This is a genomic window from Kineobactrum salinum (genome assembly GCF_010669285.1).
Taxonomy (GTDB): Bacteria; Pseudomonadota; Gammaproteobacteria; order Pseudomonadales; family Halieaceae; genus Kineobactrum; species Kineobactrum salinum.
Genome location: NZ_CP048711.1, coordinates 3,645,213 through 3,659,142, shown reverse-complemented (window position 1 = coordinate 3,659,142; position 13,930 = coordinate 3,645,213). Strand labels below are relative to the sequence as shown.

10 protein-coding genes and 1 pseudogene are annotated in these 13,930 nt (G+C 63.0%); 9 read left to right on the top strand and 2 right to left on the bottom strand.

The window, feature by feature from the left end:
- The first annotated feature begins 119 nt into the window (after nt 1-119).
- From G3T16_RS16285 to mdoH, 8 genes and pseudogenes are all read left to right on the top strand, one after another.
- Entirely contained in the window at nt 120-1,355 is a 1,236-nt protein-coding gene (locus G3T16_RS16285; protein WP_163496155.1) for a M61 family metallopeptidase, read from the top strand.
- Between the two features lie 31 nt (nt 1,356-1,386).
- Complete coding sequence (locus G3T16_RS16280) at nt 1,387-2,178, top strand: DUF2189 domain-containing protein (protein WP_163496154.1); 792 nt, start codon at nt 1,387-1,389, stop codon at nt 2,176-2,178.
- A gap of 82 nt (nt 2,179-2,260) precedes the next feature.
- On the top strand, nt 2,261-3,496 hold the full coding sequence (locus G3T16_RS21235) for a CocE/NonD family hydrolase (RefSeq protein ID WP_197911707.1): 1,236 nt from the start codon (nt 2,261-2,263) through the stop codon (nt 3,494-3,496).
- A 75-nt stretch (nt 3,497-3,571) separates the two neighbouring features.
- Nucleotides 3,572-4,162: pseudogene (locus G3T16_RS21230) on the top strand (CocE/NonD family hydrolase); the annotation flags it as partial.
- 56 nt (nt 4,163-4,218) lie between these two features.
- Nucleotides 4,219-6,054, top strand: coding sequence for a lytic transglycosylase domain-containing protein (locus G3T16_RS16270; RefSeq protein WP_163496153.1), 1,836 nt, complete (start codon nt 4,219-4,221; stop codon nt 6,052-6,054).
- 61 nt (nt 6,055-6,115) lie between these two features.
- Nucleotides 6,116-6,268: a DUF3096 domain-containing protein gene (locus G3T16_RS16265; RefSeq protein WP_163496152.1), complete on the top strand. Its 153-nt coding sequence runs from the start codon at nt 6,116-6,118 to the stop codon at nt 6,266-6,268.
- A 130-nt stretch (nt 6,269-6,398) separates the two neighbouring features.
- The gene (locus tag G3T16_RS16260) at nt 6,399-7,925 is read left to right on the top strand and encodes a glucan biosynthesis protein G (RefSeq protein ID WP_163496151.1); all 1,527 of its coding nucleotides are present in this window, start codon (nt 6,399-6,401) and stop codon (nt 7,923-7,925) included.
- Complete coding sequence (gene mdoH / locus G3T16_RS16255) at nt 7,918-10,086, top strand: glucans biosynthesis glucosyltransferase MdoH (RefSeq protein WP_163496150.1); 2,169 nt, start codon at nt 7,918-7,920, stop codon at nt 10,084-10,086. Before G3T16_RS16260 ends, mdoH begins: the two co-directional genes overlap by 8 nt.
- Nucleotides 10,087-10,095: 9 nt before the next feature.
- Here the strand turns inward: mdoH and G3T16_RS16250 are convergent, their stop codons facing one another.
- Entirely contained in the window at nt 10,096-10,707 is a 612-nt protein-coding gene (locus G3T16_RS16250; protein WP_163496149.1) for a glutathione S-transferase family protein, read from the bottom strand.
- A 119-nt stretch (nt 10,708-10,826) separates the two neighbouring features.
- Between G3T16_RS16250 and G3T16_RS16245 the strand changes: the two genes are divergently transcribed.
- Nucleotides 10,827-11,834 carry a helix-turn-helix transcriptional regulator gene (locus G3T16_RS16245; protein ID WP_163496148.1) on the top strand — a complete coding sequence of 336 codons (1,008 nt, stop codon included), beginning with the start codon at nt 10,827-10,829 and terminating at the stop codon, nt 11,832-11,834.
- Here G3T16_RS16245 and G3T16_RS16240 read toward each other — a convergent pair.
- Complete coding sequence (locus G3T16_RS16240; RefSeq protein ID WP_163496147.1) at nt 11,776-13,818, bottom strand: S9 family peptidase; 2,043 nt, start codon at nt 13,816-13,818, stop codon at nt 11,776-11,778. The two genes, G3T16_RS16245 and G3T16_RS16240, sit on opposite strands and share 59 nt — an antisense overlap.
- Nucleotides 13,819-13,930 lie beyond the last annotated feature (112 nt).

The window sequence follows — 13,930 nt, the reverse complement described above, 5'->3', positions numbered from 1 at the left end:
TGGTGCCGTCACCGACCGGTAAATGGTACGACTTTACAGGGGGTGTTAGCCAGTTGCATAGGCTCGCGTGCAAAGCACTGGTATCCTGAGCGTAAATCCCGGCAATGAGGCCCGCACCGATGTATCGTTCGCTGACAATAGCCACCCTTTTGCTGCTGGGCCTGCTGTACTGTGCTTCCGCGCCAGCGGCGGCGTTCGAGGTCCTGTACCGAGCGGCAATCCAGCCCGACACCGGCCTGGCCGAGGTGGAGATCCTGCTGCGCGGCGAACAGCTGCCCAGTCGGCTGGTGCTGCACCTGAACCCGGAGCGGCACCAGAACGTGCGCAGCGACGCGGGCCTGACCCGCAAGGACGACACCGCGACCTGGCGCCCCCGGGGGCCCGAGGCCAGTCTGCGTTATGAGTTCGTGATCGACGAGCAAAAAACGAGTGGCCGCTACGACTCCCACATCACAGATGACTGGGCCATTCTGCGCAGCGACAAGCTGATCCCGCCGATCTCGGCGCGCATGGTAAAGGGACTGGAAGCGAGCGCGGAACTGGTATTCAAACTGCCCAGGCAGTGGTCCGCGGCCGCGCCCTATGCGCTGGTGGACGACAAGCCATTGCACTACCGGATCATCGACCCGGGCCGGCGCCTGCCCCGGCCCAAGGGCTGGCTGATCCTGGGCGACATCACCAGCCGCCAGGACATCATTGACGGCGTGGATGTGCGGGTCGCGGCCCCCTCCGGCGAAGGCGCCCGACTGCAGGACATTCTCGCCTTCATCGCCTGGAACCTGCCCGAGGTCAAGGCTGTATTCCCCGACTTTCCCGAGCACTTGCTGGTAGTACTGGCCGGCGAGCCGATGTGGCGCGGCGGCCTGTCGGGCACCCGCTCCCTGTTCATGCACGCGCAGCGGCCGCTGATCAGTGGCAATCGCACCAGCAGCATGATTCACGAACTGGTGCATATCGGCACCGGCATCCGGGGCGCCAAGAACAGCGACTGGATCGTCGAGGGCATCGCCGAGTACTACGCCTCCGCCATCCTCTACCGCAGCGGTGGCATCAGCGAGACCCGCTACCGGGAGACTCTGGACTGGCAGGCAAACTGGGCCCGCCGCGCCGATACGCTGTTCACGCAGCGCTCTTCCGGGCCGGTCACAGCTCGCGCCGTGGGGGTAATGCATCACCTGGACGAAGCCCTGCGCGAGGCCACCGGTGGCGAGGCCACTATCGATGACGTCGCACTGGCGCTGGCCCAGGGCCCCAGTAAAGTATCACTGCAGCGACTGCGCGATATTGTGGCGGAACTGGCGACAGACGAGGTCGACCTCGATGCGATTATCGCCGAGGCCGAACAACCCGATTGATAAAGGGCAGCTGTTTGACAGTCGCGCCGCAGTGAACTTAACTGCTTGCAAAAGGAGCAAGGTTCATGGCTGCCACCACCCCCATTCCACGCACCGCAACAGCCACCGTCTGCCCCTGTGGCAACCCTGCATCTGGCTGCGCGACGGCTGGCGGGACCTCTGGAGCCACCCCGGCGCCAGCCTGGCCTACGGGGCGCTGGTGGCCGTCCTGGGAGGGATCCTGCTGGCCTACCAGCGCCACCCCCTTTTTCTCGCCACCGCTACCCTCGGCTTCCTGTTGGTGGGGCCGGCTTTCGCCGCCGGCTTGTGCGAGTTGTCACGCTGGCGTGCACTGGGCCGGCAGGCCAACTTCGGGATCTCGCTGCAGGTTCTCCGTCGCTGCCGGGAGCCACTGCGCCGCTTCGCCTTTATGCTGCTGGCACTGGCGGCGCTGTGGTTTGCGATTTCCCTGGCGGCATTGAGCTGGGCCGAGGTGGATATCGCCCCCACGCTGGCCAGCACTGTCTGGGGCGATGTGCTGCGTCAGTTGAGCCCCGTGCAGTTGCTGATCTACGCGGGCATCGCGCTGGTTACCGCGATCGGCGGCTTTGCGCTGACCGTAATCAGCGTGCCGCTGATCATTGAGCGCGAGGTCAATGCCACTACTGCAATGCGCTGCAGTGCCACCGTCACCTGGCAGCATTTGCCGGTGATGCTGGTCTGGGCCAGCCTGGTTTGCGTGCTGGTCCTGGTGGGCTTTGCCACCTGGTTGCTGGGCCTGATCGTGATTTTCCCACTGCTTGGCCACGCCACCTGGCGTGCCTATGAGGATCTCAGACCCTGATCGCCCCCGACGGGTTTTTGACTAAGCCCGCCCAGCCCCTTATCCTGCGCCGACAACAATACTACTGCATCGGGGAGCTGCAATGCCGGGTCATAAAATTCATCGTGGACTGCTCACCGTGTTGCTGGCTGCCACAGCCATATCCGCGACAGCGGCCCAGCCGACCGAAGAAGAGGAGCAGGCCAGATTAGGGGAGATCGCCGACGCCGACACCATGATCATGGTGCCGATGCGCGATGGCGTCGGCCTGGCCACCGATGTCTATCTGCCCAGGGACCGCGAGGGTCCCGTCCCCACCCTCTTTGTCAAAACCCCCTATGATTTCAATCGTATTGAAGGACCCCAGCTGCAGTGGGCACTGGAAGCCACAGAGCGCGGCTATGCCTTCGTGGTACAGAACGAGCGCGGCCGCTTTTACTCGGAGGGCGAGTGGGAGATTCTGGGTAACCCGCAACAGGACGGCTGGGATTCGCTCGACTGGGTAGCGGAACAGCCCTGGTCCGACGGCAGCGTGGGCACCCTGGGCTGTTCCTCATCCGCGGAGTGGCAGCTGTCGCTGGCGGCCCTGGATCATCCCGCCCACAAGGCCATGGTACCGATGGCCGCCGGTGCCGGTATCGGCCGTGTGGGCGAGTTCCATGAGCAGGGCAACTGGTACAAGGGCGGTGTACACCAGACCCTGTTCTCGGTCTGGCTCTACCACGTCCAGCAGAACCTGCGGCCGCAGTTCCCGGCGGGCCTGTCCCAGGAGCAACTGCAGCGCCTGCGCAAAATGTATGACCTGGCGGCAACCATGCCTGAAGTCAACTGGAAGCAACAGCTGGCGAAACTGCCTGCCAGCGAATGGCCGGAACAGGCCGGCGCCAATACCGGCCCCTGGGCGGAACTGATTACACGCAAGCCCGACGATCCCGGCTGGTACCAGGGCGGCCTGTATCACGATGACCAGGACTTCGGGGTCCCGGCATTCTGGTTCAACAGCTGGTTCGATGTCAGCCAGGGCCCCAATCTGGCGCTGTTCAATCATGTCCGCAACAATGCCTCCGACCGCGCGGTGCGCGACGGCCAGTATGTAGTGATCGCCCCCACCCTGCACTGCGGCTTCTACAACATTCCCGAACACGAGGACCTTCTAGTCGGCGAACTCAACGTCGGCCGTCCCGCGCTCGAAGTCTGGGACCAGGTATTCGCATTTTTCGACCACTACCTGAAGGAAGAGGCCAACGACTTCGCCGCCACCACCCACGGGTGCAGTATTACACCATGGGCCGCAACGCCTGGGGCGAAGCCGACAGCTGGCCGCCCGGGCAGCCAGTAATGTTGTCTACTACCTGCACAGCGCCGGCGGCAACGCCAACAGCGTGTTCGGCGATGGCAGCTTGAGCACCACTGCCCCACCGCAACCGTCGCCAACAGCTGGACCTACGACCCCATGAACCCGGTGCCCGCGCTGGGCGGCGGGGTCTGCTGCAATGCCGATGCCGCGCCGGGCGGCAGTTATGACCAGCGCGCAATAGAAGCCCGCGCAGATGTGCTGGTGTTCAGCAGCGAGGTACTGGAGCAGGACCTGGAGGTCACCGGCAGCGTGCGCGCCACGCTGTTTGTGTCTTCAGACGCCCGCGATACCGACTTTACCGTCAAACTGGTGGACGTGCATCCGGACGGCACCGCCTACAATGTCGACGATACCATCCAGCGCGCCCGCTATCGCGAGGGTTATGACCGGGAAGTATTCATGCGCGAGGGTGAGGTGTATGAAATAACACCGGCGCCGATGTCCACCAGTCACCTGTTCCGCAAGGGCCACCGCATCCGGGTGGAAATCGCCTCGGCCAAGTTTCCCCAGTACATGCGCAATCTCAATACCGGCGGCAACAATTACGACGAAACAGAAGCGGTGACCGCGCGCAATACGCTGCACCTGTCACCGCAATACCCTAGCCGCGTGGCCTTACCGGTAATGCCTGCGATCGAACGCGACTGAGGGGCGGCGCCTGCGCTATCATCGGCGACTGTATCCAGGCCCGGAGCCAATACTGCATGCGCGCGCGCAACCCTCTTCGTTTCCACTTGCCTCTGGCCCTGGTGTTGCTGTGGCTGTTGCCGCACACCGCGGCCCGCGCCGCCGAGGTCGAATTGCCGGTCACCCTGGATCATCAGGTCGTTCACCAGGCCCTGACCCAGCAGCTGTTCAACGGGCCGGAAGGCAGCGCGGAGCTGTTCCGCGATAGCCAGAACTGCAATTCCTTGATCCTGACGGAACCCCGGGTCGACGCCGACGAGACGGGACAGTTGCGCCTGACCACCCGGGTAAATGCCCGGGTCGGCACCCCGGTAGCCGGCCGTTGCCTGCTGCCCCTGAACTGGAGCGGGGTCGTCGAAACCCTGGAACAGGCCCATGTGCCCGTCGGCGGCAGTACTGTCGCCTTCCGCATCGTGGATTCCCGCATCCTCAGCACCGATGCCGAGTCGGCTACGCTCTCCGGCACGGTATGGGACTGGGTAAAGGGTCATGTCCATCCGAAGCTGGGGGCGGTAACCATTGATTTTAGCACCGCGGTCCAGGACCTGCGCGGGCTACTGCTCGACGTTCTGCCGGGCGACGAAGCCAACCGCCAGGCCGTCGCGCAAACCCTGGTACTGCGTTCCGCCGCGACTACCGCCGATGGCCTGGTGATTCGTTTTGCGCTGCAGCCGCCGCCGATTCCGGTGGACTGGGATGCCGCGGAGGAAGCCCCACTCACGGCGCAAGAGCTGGCGCGCTGGGACGCCAGCTGGCAGGCCTGGGACGCTTTTGCGACCTGGTTGATCAAGGATCTGGCCGCGCCCTCGGACCCGCACCTGCGCCGCGCGCTGGCCGAGGTCCTGCTGGAGACCCGCCACGACCTGCGCGCCACACTGGCCGCCGACCAGCTCGCCGGCGAGCCGGTGCGCGAGCTGTTCCTGGCCACCTGGTCGCGGCTGGCGCCACTGCTGCAGCGCAGTGAACTGGCCGCCGCAGACGGCACCCGCAGCCTGCAGTTGGCCACCTTTGTTACCGGCGCCAATGCCCTGCAGGCACTGGACAACGCCGCGCCGCACCTGGGTATGAACCTGGACCAGCATACCCTGCGCCGCCTGGCCCGCATGTTGACGCCCACGGTTACCGAGCAGCAGCTCAACTACGACACCCACGTGGACCCGGAACTGCGCGCGCTGCTGGGGCTGGACCCGCAGTTCGATGCCGGGGAAGCCCCTCCGACGCCCCTCCCCCTGGCCTGGCTGATACCCCGGGCGGAGGCGGCGTCCATCGACCGGGCACTGGTAGAGACCCTGACCGGCTGGATACCCGCGGCCGGTGACCTCGACCGCTACCTGGCGGCAATGGAACAACTGCTGGACGAAAGCATCGCCGCGGAGCGCAAGCGCAACAAGGTTCCGGCACAATTTTTCCCGCTCTACGAGAATCTGGTCCGGGCCACTGCCTGGCAGGAATCCTGCTGGCGCCAGTTCGTTGAACGCGATGGCGAAATAGCGCCGATCCAGTCTTCGGCGGGTTCAGTCGGACTGATGCAGATCAACAAGCATGTCTGGCGCAATGTCTACGACCTGGAGGCGCTGGAGGATGACGTCGGCTACAACGCCCGGGCCGGCAATGAAATTCTGGCACACTATCTGGTGGACTACGCCATCAGGCGCAAGGAGCATGAAGTGCGGGGCGAGGTCGATGACCTGGTCCGCGCCACCTATGGCGTCTACAACGGCGGCCCGAGCCACCTCAGCCGCTACCGCAGGGCCGAGACCAATGACTATCTCAAGGGCATCGACGCCGGCTTCTGGAAAAAGTACCAGGCCATTCGCAAACAGGGCGCCGAAGCGGTGAAACAGTGCTACTGAACAACCCGAATCTGTAGTACCTTCTCAGGGCAAGGAGCCAACCCCAAAACCGGAGTACGACATGACCATAGCCCTGACCCCCCTGATCTCATTGATTGCCGGCATCCTCATCCTGATCATGCCCAGACTGCTGAACTACATTGTTGCAATCTACCTGATCGTGATCGGCCTGGCCGGTATTTTCGGCGCCAACAACATGAACTTCTCGCTATAGTGCGTTCGCCGCGGCCGCAACCGCGGCACTAATTTGGCTTTATGTTAACTACCGCACGACGTGTTTCCTCCCGATATTGTTAACTACCGTACCATGAGATCCTGATCGCTGTATTGCCAGGGAATGCCTGATGTCCGTCGCTGTAACCTCCTTCCGTTATTTGATAGTGGTCCTGAGCCTGTGCCTGGCGATGCCGGGCAGCAGGCTGCTGGCCCAGGCCATGGTGGAGGAAAGTGACAATTTCTCCAGAAAGAGCGTGATCGAACGCGCGCGGCAGCTGTCGCAGGAGCCCTTCAAGTCGCTGCCGCAGGCTCCCAAAGTACTGAGCAACCTGGATTATTCCGACTACCGCAAGATCAACTATCAACAGGACGCGGCTGTCTGGGGTCGCTCGCCAACGCGATTCTCCATCCAGCTGTTCGCCCCGGGCTTTTTGTACCGTGACCTGGTCGATATCAATATTGTAGAGAATGGCAAAAGTTCTCCGCTCATTGTCTCGGAAGACTCATTCCGGGTGCCCGACCCCGCGCTCGCGAAGATACTGGCCGAGGTGGGCAAATACGCTGGCATGCGCCTGCACTATCCACTGAACAGTGAGGACTATGCCGACGAATTCCTGGTGTTCCAGGGCGCCAGTTACTTCCGCGGCGTGTCGAAGAGCCAGCTGTACGGCCTGTCGGCGCGCGGTCTGGCCATCGATGTAGCCGGCCCCCAGGGCGAGGAACATCCGATCTTCCGCCAGTTCTGGGTGGAGCGGCCCTCAAGCAGCCACGATTCAATGGTGGTTCACGCGCTGCTGGACAGCGAGCGGGTGACCGGGGCCTACCGGTTTGGCATTTATCCGGGCTCACCGCTGCGCATGGATGTCGAAGTCACATTGTTTCCCCGTGAAGACATTGAGCATGTAGGCCTGGCGCCGCTGACGTCGATGTTCATGCACGGCCCGCTGGACCCCGCCGACCTGCGTGACTACCGGCCCGCCGTCCACGATTCCGGGGGTCTGGCCATCAAGCGCGGCAATGGCGAGCACATCTGGCGGCCCCTGGCCAATCCCCGCCATCTGCAGATCAGCGCCTTTGTCGACGAAAACCCCGAGGGTTTCGGCCTGATCCAACGCCACCGGGACTTCGGCTATTTCCAGGACCTGGAGGCCAGTTACCATCGGCGCCCCTCCGCCTGGGTGCAACCGCTGGGGGACTGGGGCAAGGGTCATGTTCAGCTGGTTGAAATTCCGTCAGACTCCGAGGCCAATGACAATATCGTGGCGTACTGGCGTCCCGATCAGGGACTGCGGCAGGGCCAGCCATTTGAGTACGCCTACCGGCTGAGCTGGCCGGACGATGTACCCGGCAAGGCCGATACAGCGCGAGTGGTGCGCAGCGCCGGCGGCGAGAAACTGTTCAGTGACCACCACGAGGTGATGATCGACTACGGCAACCTCGCGGTAGATAACCTGGAGGATATCGTTGCTCACGCCGCCATCCAGCCCGGGCGCATCCTGGAGTCCCGTGTCCAACCCAATCCGGCAATCAATGGGATCCGCGTGTTCCTGAGCCTGGAAAACAGCGAGGAGCCTGTTGCCGAGATGCGGGTCGACCTCAAGCGTGGCGATGAGCCGGTGGCGGAAACCTGGCTCTACCGGTGGCTCAATGAGTAGCGAAAATGCCAGCACCGCGGCAGTGGTGGAGCAGCAACCGCTGGCAGCCGTGCCGGCGGAGAATCCACTGCCGATGCCGCGGCGGCAATTGCACGAACCGCGCCACAAACTCCGTACACGCTTTTCGCTGACCGCCGGCCTGAAGACCCTGCTCGCGCGCCTCTATGTCGGCGGCTTGACGCTGGCGATGGCGGCCTACGGCAGCATCGAGATGCACGGCGTACTCAGTACCACTACAATCACGATGCTGCAGTGGGTTTTCCTGGTCCTGTTCAGCATCAACTTCACCTGGATCTCCTTTGCCTTCGCCCAGGCCACGCTGGGCTTTATCCAGAGCCTGCTGCCGCGCCTGCTGAGGATCCCTGAACACAGCGGCGAGATCCCGTTCCAGACCGCGATCCTGCTACCGGTGTACAACGAGTCTCCGCACAGCATCGCTGCGGCAATCACCGCGATGCGCAGCGAACTGATCGCCCACGAGCCCGGCAAGTTTGCCTTTTTCATCCTCAGTGACAGCAACCAGGCCGATGCCTGGATTGCGGAAGAAGCCGTGTTCCGGCAGCTCATTGTCGAGGCCGATGCCAACTGCCCTGTGTTCTACCGACGCCGGGCCGACAACAGCGAGCGCAAGGCCGGCAATATTGCCGACTGGGTTCAGCGCTGGGGCGGTGACTACGAGGCCATGATCATACTCGACGCCGACAGCATCATCAGTGCCGACACACTGGTAACCCTGGCCCGCAGAATGGCCGCGGCACCCGGGGTCGGCCTGATCCAGACGCTGCCGCGTATCGTGCGCGCCAAAAGTCTCTATGGCCGGGCCCAGCAATTCGCCAACCAGTGTTACGGCCCCATCTATGCCCGCGGGCTGGCGGCCTGGCACGGCCTGGCGTCCAATTTCTGGGGCCACAATGCAATCATCCGCTGCCGCGCCTTTGCCGAGTCCTGCGCGCTGCCATTGCTGCGCGGCCGACCGCCCTTCGGCGGTGCCGTGCTGAGCCACGATTTCATCGAGGCGGCGTTGCTGCGCCGTGCGGGCTGGGGTGTACGCTTTGACGTAGATATCAAGCAGAGCTGGGAAGAGGCTCCCCCCTCCCTGGTGGACGTGCTGATTCGCGACCGGCGCTGGTGCCAGGGCAACCTGCAGCATATCCGTGTGCTGTTCGCCCGCGGCCTCACGCTGCCCACCCGACTGCACCTGTTCACCGGCATCATGGCCTATGTCAGCGCAGCGCTGTGGCTGCTGCTGGTCGTGGTCGGGCTGACCATTGCGGTGCAGGCCAACCTGGTGCGGCCGGAGTACTTTGCCGAACCCTCGCTGTTCCCAACCTGGCCGGTATTCGATTCCGAGCGCGCGCTGAAACTGTTTGTGATCTCCATGGGCGTAGTACTGGCACCCAAGCTGTTTGGCTGGTTCGCAGCGCTGGTCAACATCCCGCTGTGCCTGCGCTTTGGCGGCCCCATACTGCTGACCCTGAGTACCGTGTTTGAAACGCTGCTGTCCGCCTTGTATGCACCGATCCTGATGGTGGCCCAGTTCCACGTGATCTGGGCCGTAGTGCTGGGCCACGACGGGGGCTGGCAACCCCAGCGGCGCGATGATGGCGCGCTGGACTGGGGCGCGGCCTTTCGCGCCCACCGCTGGCACATGCTGTTCGGCGCGGCACTGGCACTGCTCGCCTGGGAAATGAGTGAGCCATTGTTCTACTGGTTACTGCCCATCACCCTGGGGCTGATGCTGGCGGTGCCGCTGAGCTGGATCAGCGGCGGCAGCCGCCGCGGCCGCCTGTTTGCGCTGCTCGGATTGCTGCGGGCCCCGGAAGAGAAACGTCCGGCGCCGGTGCTGGCGCGTATGCAGGCCGAACTCGAACAGATGCCCGCGGAAGATCACAGTCCCGCGCTGAGGCATCTGGCAAGCGACCCCGAGCTGTTCGCCTGGCATCGGGCGCAACTGGCTCCAGCTCCCGCCAAGCCGACGCTGGCGAACTTCAATGCCGCGGCAGTCACGGCAGCCTGGAAAGCTGAGCACGCCAGCAGTCTGGACGAACTGTGCCGCTGGCTGGAACCGGCAGAAACACTGGCCCTGCTCAACCAGCGAGCGGGGCTGGACCGATTGCAGACGCTGCAGCAGGCAAAGCCGGGGCCGGTGGCGGCCCGCTAGCTGGCCGGATTACTCCAGCTCACCATCCAGTTGGTTGGCCCGCTTTGCGGCCTCCCTGGCTTCCAGTCTTTCGACGTAGCGGCTAAATACCGGCAGTGGCTCGATTTGTTGCTGCAGCAAGTTCCAGCCCAGATAGCTGCCCAGCACCAGATCCGCAGCGGTGAACTGTGAACCGCAGAGGTAATCCCTGCCAGTCAGCGCCTGCTCCAGCGTAGCCAGCGTATCCCCGATCAGGCCGCAACCCACCACCTGCGCAGCTTTCTGATCGATTTCCCAGCCCTGGGACCTGGCCGTCATGGCCATTTCCAGCGGGCCCGCGACGAAGAATAACCAGCGATAATAGCTACCGCGTTCCGGGCTTCCCACGGCCGGCGCCAACTTCTTTTCGGGAAACTGGTCCGCGAGATAGGCGCAGATGGCCACCGTCTCAGTTACCACGGTATCGCCGTGGACCAGTGCCGGCACCTTGCCCATGGGGTTTATTGCCAAATATTCCGGGGCTTTGATACTGCCGTCATATTCCATGATTTTAACGTCGTAGGGCGCTCCGGTTTCTTCCAGCATCCAGCGTGCAATGCGGCCGCGGGAGTATGGGTTGGTATAGAGGGTCAGATCTTTCATCGTCTTGCTCCTGAACAGTGGTTGGGTCGACAGCCAGCCTGTCTGCGGGCAGAATACCGTCCAATCAGGCCATATTCCGTCCTATTTAAAAACCGGGTAATCAAAAAAGGAGAAGCAAGATGTCCGGCCCCACCACGCGGGTACTGGCACTGCTGGAACTGCTGCAAACCCACGGCCGCATGACCGGGGCCGACATCGCCCGGCGCCTGGATGTGGACATTCGCACCGTGCGGCGTTACATCACGGTGCTGGAGGAACTGGGCATCCCGGTGACCTCCGAGCAGGGGCGCTACGGCGGCTATATGCTGGTGGCAGGCTTCAAACTGCCTCCCATGATGTTCACCGACGAAGAGGCCCAGGCCATCGCCCTGGGCCTGCTGGCGGCCGGACAACTGGGGCTGCGCGAGGCCACGCCGGCCATCGCCAGCGTACAGGCCAAACTGGAACGGGTCATGCCTGCGAAGCTCAAGCGCCGTGTGCGCGCGGTGGGCGAAACCATCGACATAGTGTTGCCACCGGTAGAAGCCGCCAGGGACGAGGGAGCATTGTTGCGGTTGACGGACGCGGCGCAAAGCCAGCAGCAGGTGGAATTCAGCTATCAGTCCCAAAAGGGCGAAACCACCCGCCGCACGCTGGACCCCTATGGCCTGGTCTATCGCCGGGGACGCTGGTATATCTGTGGCTTTTGCCACCTGCGTGAGGAGCTGCGTACCTTTCGCCTCGACCGCCTGTACCGGGTGGAGACCCTGGCCGCCACTTTCCTGCGCCCGCCGAAGTTCGACGCGGCGGATTATCTGCAGCGCAGTATCATCACCGCGCCGCGCGAACACCCGCTCAGCGTGTTGCTGCATACCGATATAGCCACCGCGACCCGCGCGATGGGCGAGATGGAGGCCCTGTTCCAACAACAGGAGCACGGCGTGTTACTGCACACCGCCACTGACAGCATCCCCTGTTTCGCCCACTGGCTCACCTGCCTGCCATTCCGTTTTACAGTTCTGGAGCCGGTTGAGCTGAGCTTGGCCGTGCGCGAGCGGGCAACTGCATTGCTGGCGATGGGACAAGACTCTAATCTACCAACGCCTCCTCCACACCCGGCACCTGCCCAGCCCCTGCCACAATCCTGATACTGGAATTCTGGAAGTCGTCGCCAATCGGTTGCACGCGACCTCCCAGGCATGCGCCGAGAAAGCTTTCCGCCACGGCATAAAACGCCAGTCTATTTTCCGGTTTCAGGAAGCCGTGCCCCTCATCCGGGAACAGAGCATAGGTCACGGGAATGTCTCTGGCTCCCATTGCGTCGACAATCTGGTCGGACTCCGCCTGCTTGACCCGTGGGTCGTTGGCGCCCTGCCCCATCAACAGCGGCCGTCGGATGGCGTCCACGCGATTGAGGGGCGAGCGCGCTGTGAGCAGGCTGCGTCCCTCCTCACTATCCGGATCACCGATGGCCGCGACCAGGGTGCGCAGGATACCTTCCCAGTAGGGCGGAATCGATGCCAGCAGCGTATTGAGATTGGACGGCCCAACAACATCCACACCGCAGGCGAAGGTGTCGGGGGTAAAGGTCAGGCCAACCAGAGTGGCGTAGCCACCATAGCTGGTACCCATGATGCCGATCCGCTCCGGTTGCGCGACACGATGCTCGACGGCCCAGTTGACGGCGTCGATCAGGTCATCATGCATCTTGCCGCCCCACTCGTGGTTACCGGCATTGATAAACGCTTTGCCAAAGCCAGTGGACCCGCGGAAATTGACTTGTAGCACGGCATACCCCCGGTTGGCCAGCCACTGAACTTGCTCGGAATAATCCGCGGTATCCCGCGCCCACGGGCCGCCGTGTACCAGCAACACCATTGGCACCGGCCGCCGGGGACGGCCATCGCCGTCCGGATCACTGCCCACCGGTAAGCTCAGGTAGGACACCAGTTCCAGGCCATCGCGGGCCTGGATGGTCTCATCGTGCTTGGCTGCCAGGGGCAGGCCCTCCAGGCGGGTGTTGGTGACAAACAGTTCCGTCAGTTCGCGGGTGCCGCGGTTATAGACCGAATAGACCGGAGAGGCGTCGCTATTGCCGACGAACAGGGTCCATTGTTCCCCATCCAGCGTAGTCGACATGATCTGGACGTCACCGCGAGCCTGCTCACGGATTCGCTCGAAATCCGCTGCGTAGCGATCATCCAGCGCCTGCCACTGACGGCGGTGACGGTTGATAGCGACCGCGATCACCTCATGAGTGCGCGGGTGAAGCAGTACCTCACTGATATCGGCTTCCGGCGAGATCGCCAGCTCGCGGCTCTCGCCCGATACGGCATCGATCAAGGTGAGTGCCGCGGTGTCCCTGCCACGGCTGTCCACCATATAGAAAGCACTGTTGTCGGCATTGAACCCCAGTATTCTGGTACTCAAATAGTCCTCTGCCGGAACCTCAAACAGCGGCCGCCAGCTATCGTTCTCTCGCGTATAGACCGTGAGGCCACCCGCCTCCGTTTGTTTTGTCGCCAATCTCATCGCAAGGTCGTTGTCCACATGCAGGGACGCAAAGCCGGCATTCGTGGCCAGCAATTCGCGCTCACCGCTGTCCAGATCAACCAGATAGGCGTCGTGCCAACGGGGATCACGATCATTCATGCCAATCACAGCCTTGCCGGGGTGTTGTTCGTTCTGGGCGATGAACTGTGCCTTCACTTCGCTATAGGGGCTTAAGTCCTTGACCTCCCCGGACTCGAGATTCACCCGGTAGATGTGAAAATTTTCGTCGCCGTTCCGATCCTCAATATAGAGCAGATGCTTGCTGTCGAGTGTCCAGAAATGTACCGGAATGCCGCGGCCCTTATTGCGCGTCACAGGCCGCGCGGCGTCGATCTCACCAGCGGGTGCAACCCACAGATTCATCACACCGTCCAATGGAGCCCGAAAGCTCATCATACTGCCGTCGGGACTCACCCGGCCCTGAAACCGGGTAGGGTTGCCCAGCAGTACCTCCCGATCGATCAACTCTGCCTGAGTTGGGGCGGATCGCTCGGAAACGTCGGGCGGAGTAGAGCCACAACTCGTAACGCCCAGCACTACGGTTGCAGCCAGTAACGCAAAAACACCAATTCCTCTCATCGGGGATCTCCCACGGTCCTTCGTTGCGGTATCGGCGGGGTGCTGTGCTCGCCGCCTGTTATTTGCGCCAAACAGGGACAGCTTAGGTGATTGCTCTTGTCAGGCCAAGTTG

Coding starts and splice junctions, on each gene's coding strand:
- G3T16_RS16285 (WP_163496155.1), top strand. CDS start 120: ATGTATCGTTCGCTGACAATAGCCACCCTTTTGCTGCTGGGCCTGCTG.
- G3T16_RS21235 (WP_197911707.1), top strand. CDS start 2,261: ATGCCGGGTCATAAAATTCATCGTGGACTGCTCACCGTGTTGCTGGCT.
- G3T16_RS16270 (WP_163496153.1), top strand. CDS start 4,219: ATGCGCGCGCGCAACCCTCTTCGTTTCCACTTGCCTCTGGCCCTGGTG.
- G3T16_RS16265 (WP_163496152.1), top strand. CDS start 6,116: ATGACCATAGCCCTGACCCCCCTGATCTCATTGATTGCCGGCATCCTC.
- G3T16_RS16260 (WP_163496151.1), top strand. CDS start 6,399: ATGTCCGTCGCTGTAACCTCCTTCCGTTATTTGATAGTGGTCCTGAGC.
- mdoH (WP_163496150.1), top strand. CDS start 7,918: ATGAGTAGCGAAAATGCCAGCACCGCGGCAGTGGTGGAGCAGCAACCG.
- G3T16_RS16250 (WP_163496149.1), bottom strand. CDS start 10,707: ATGAAAGATCTGACCCTCTATACCAACCCATACTCCCGCGGCCGCATT.
- G3T16_RS16245 (WP_163496148.1), top strand. CDS start 10,827: ATGTCCGGCCCCACCACGCGGGTACTGGCACTGCTGGAACTGCTGCAA.
- G3T16_RS16240 (WP_163496147.1), bottom strand. CDS start 13,818: ATGAGAGGAATTGGTGTTTTTGCGTTACTGGCTGCAACCGTAGTGCTG.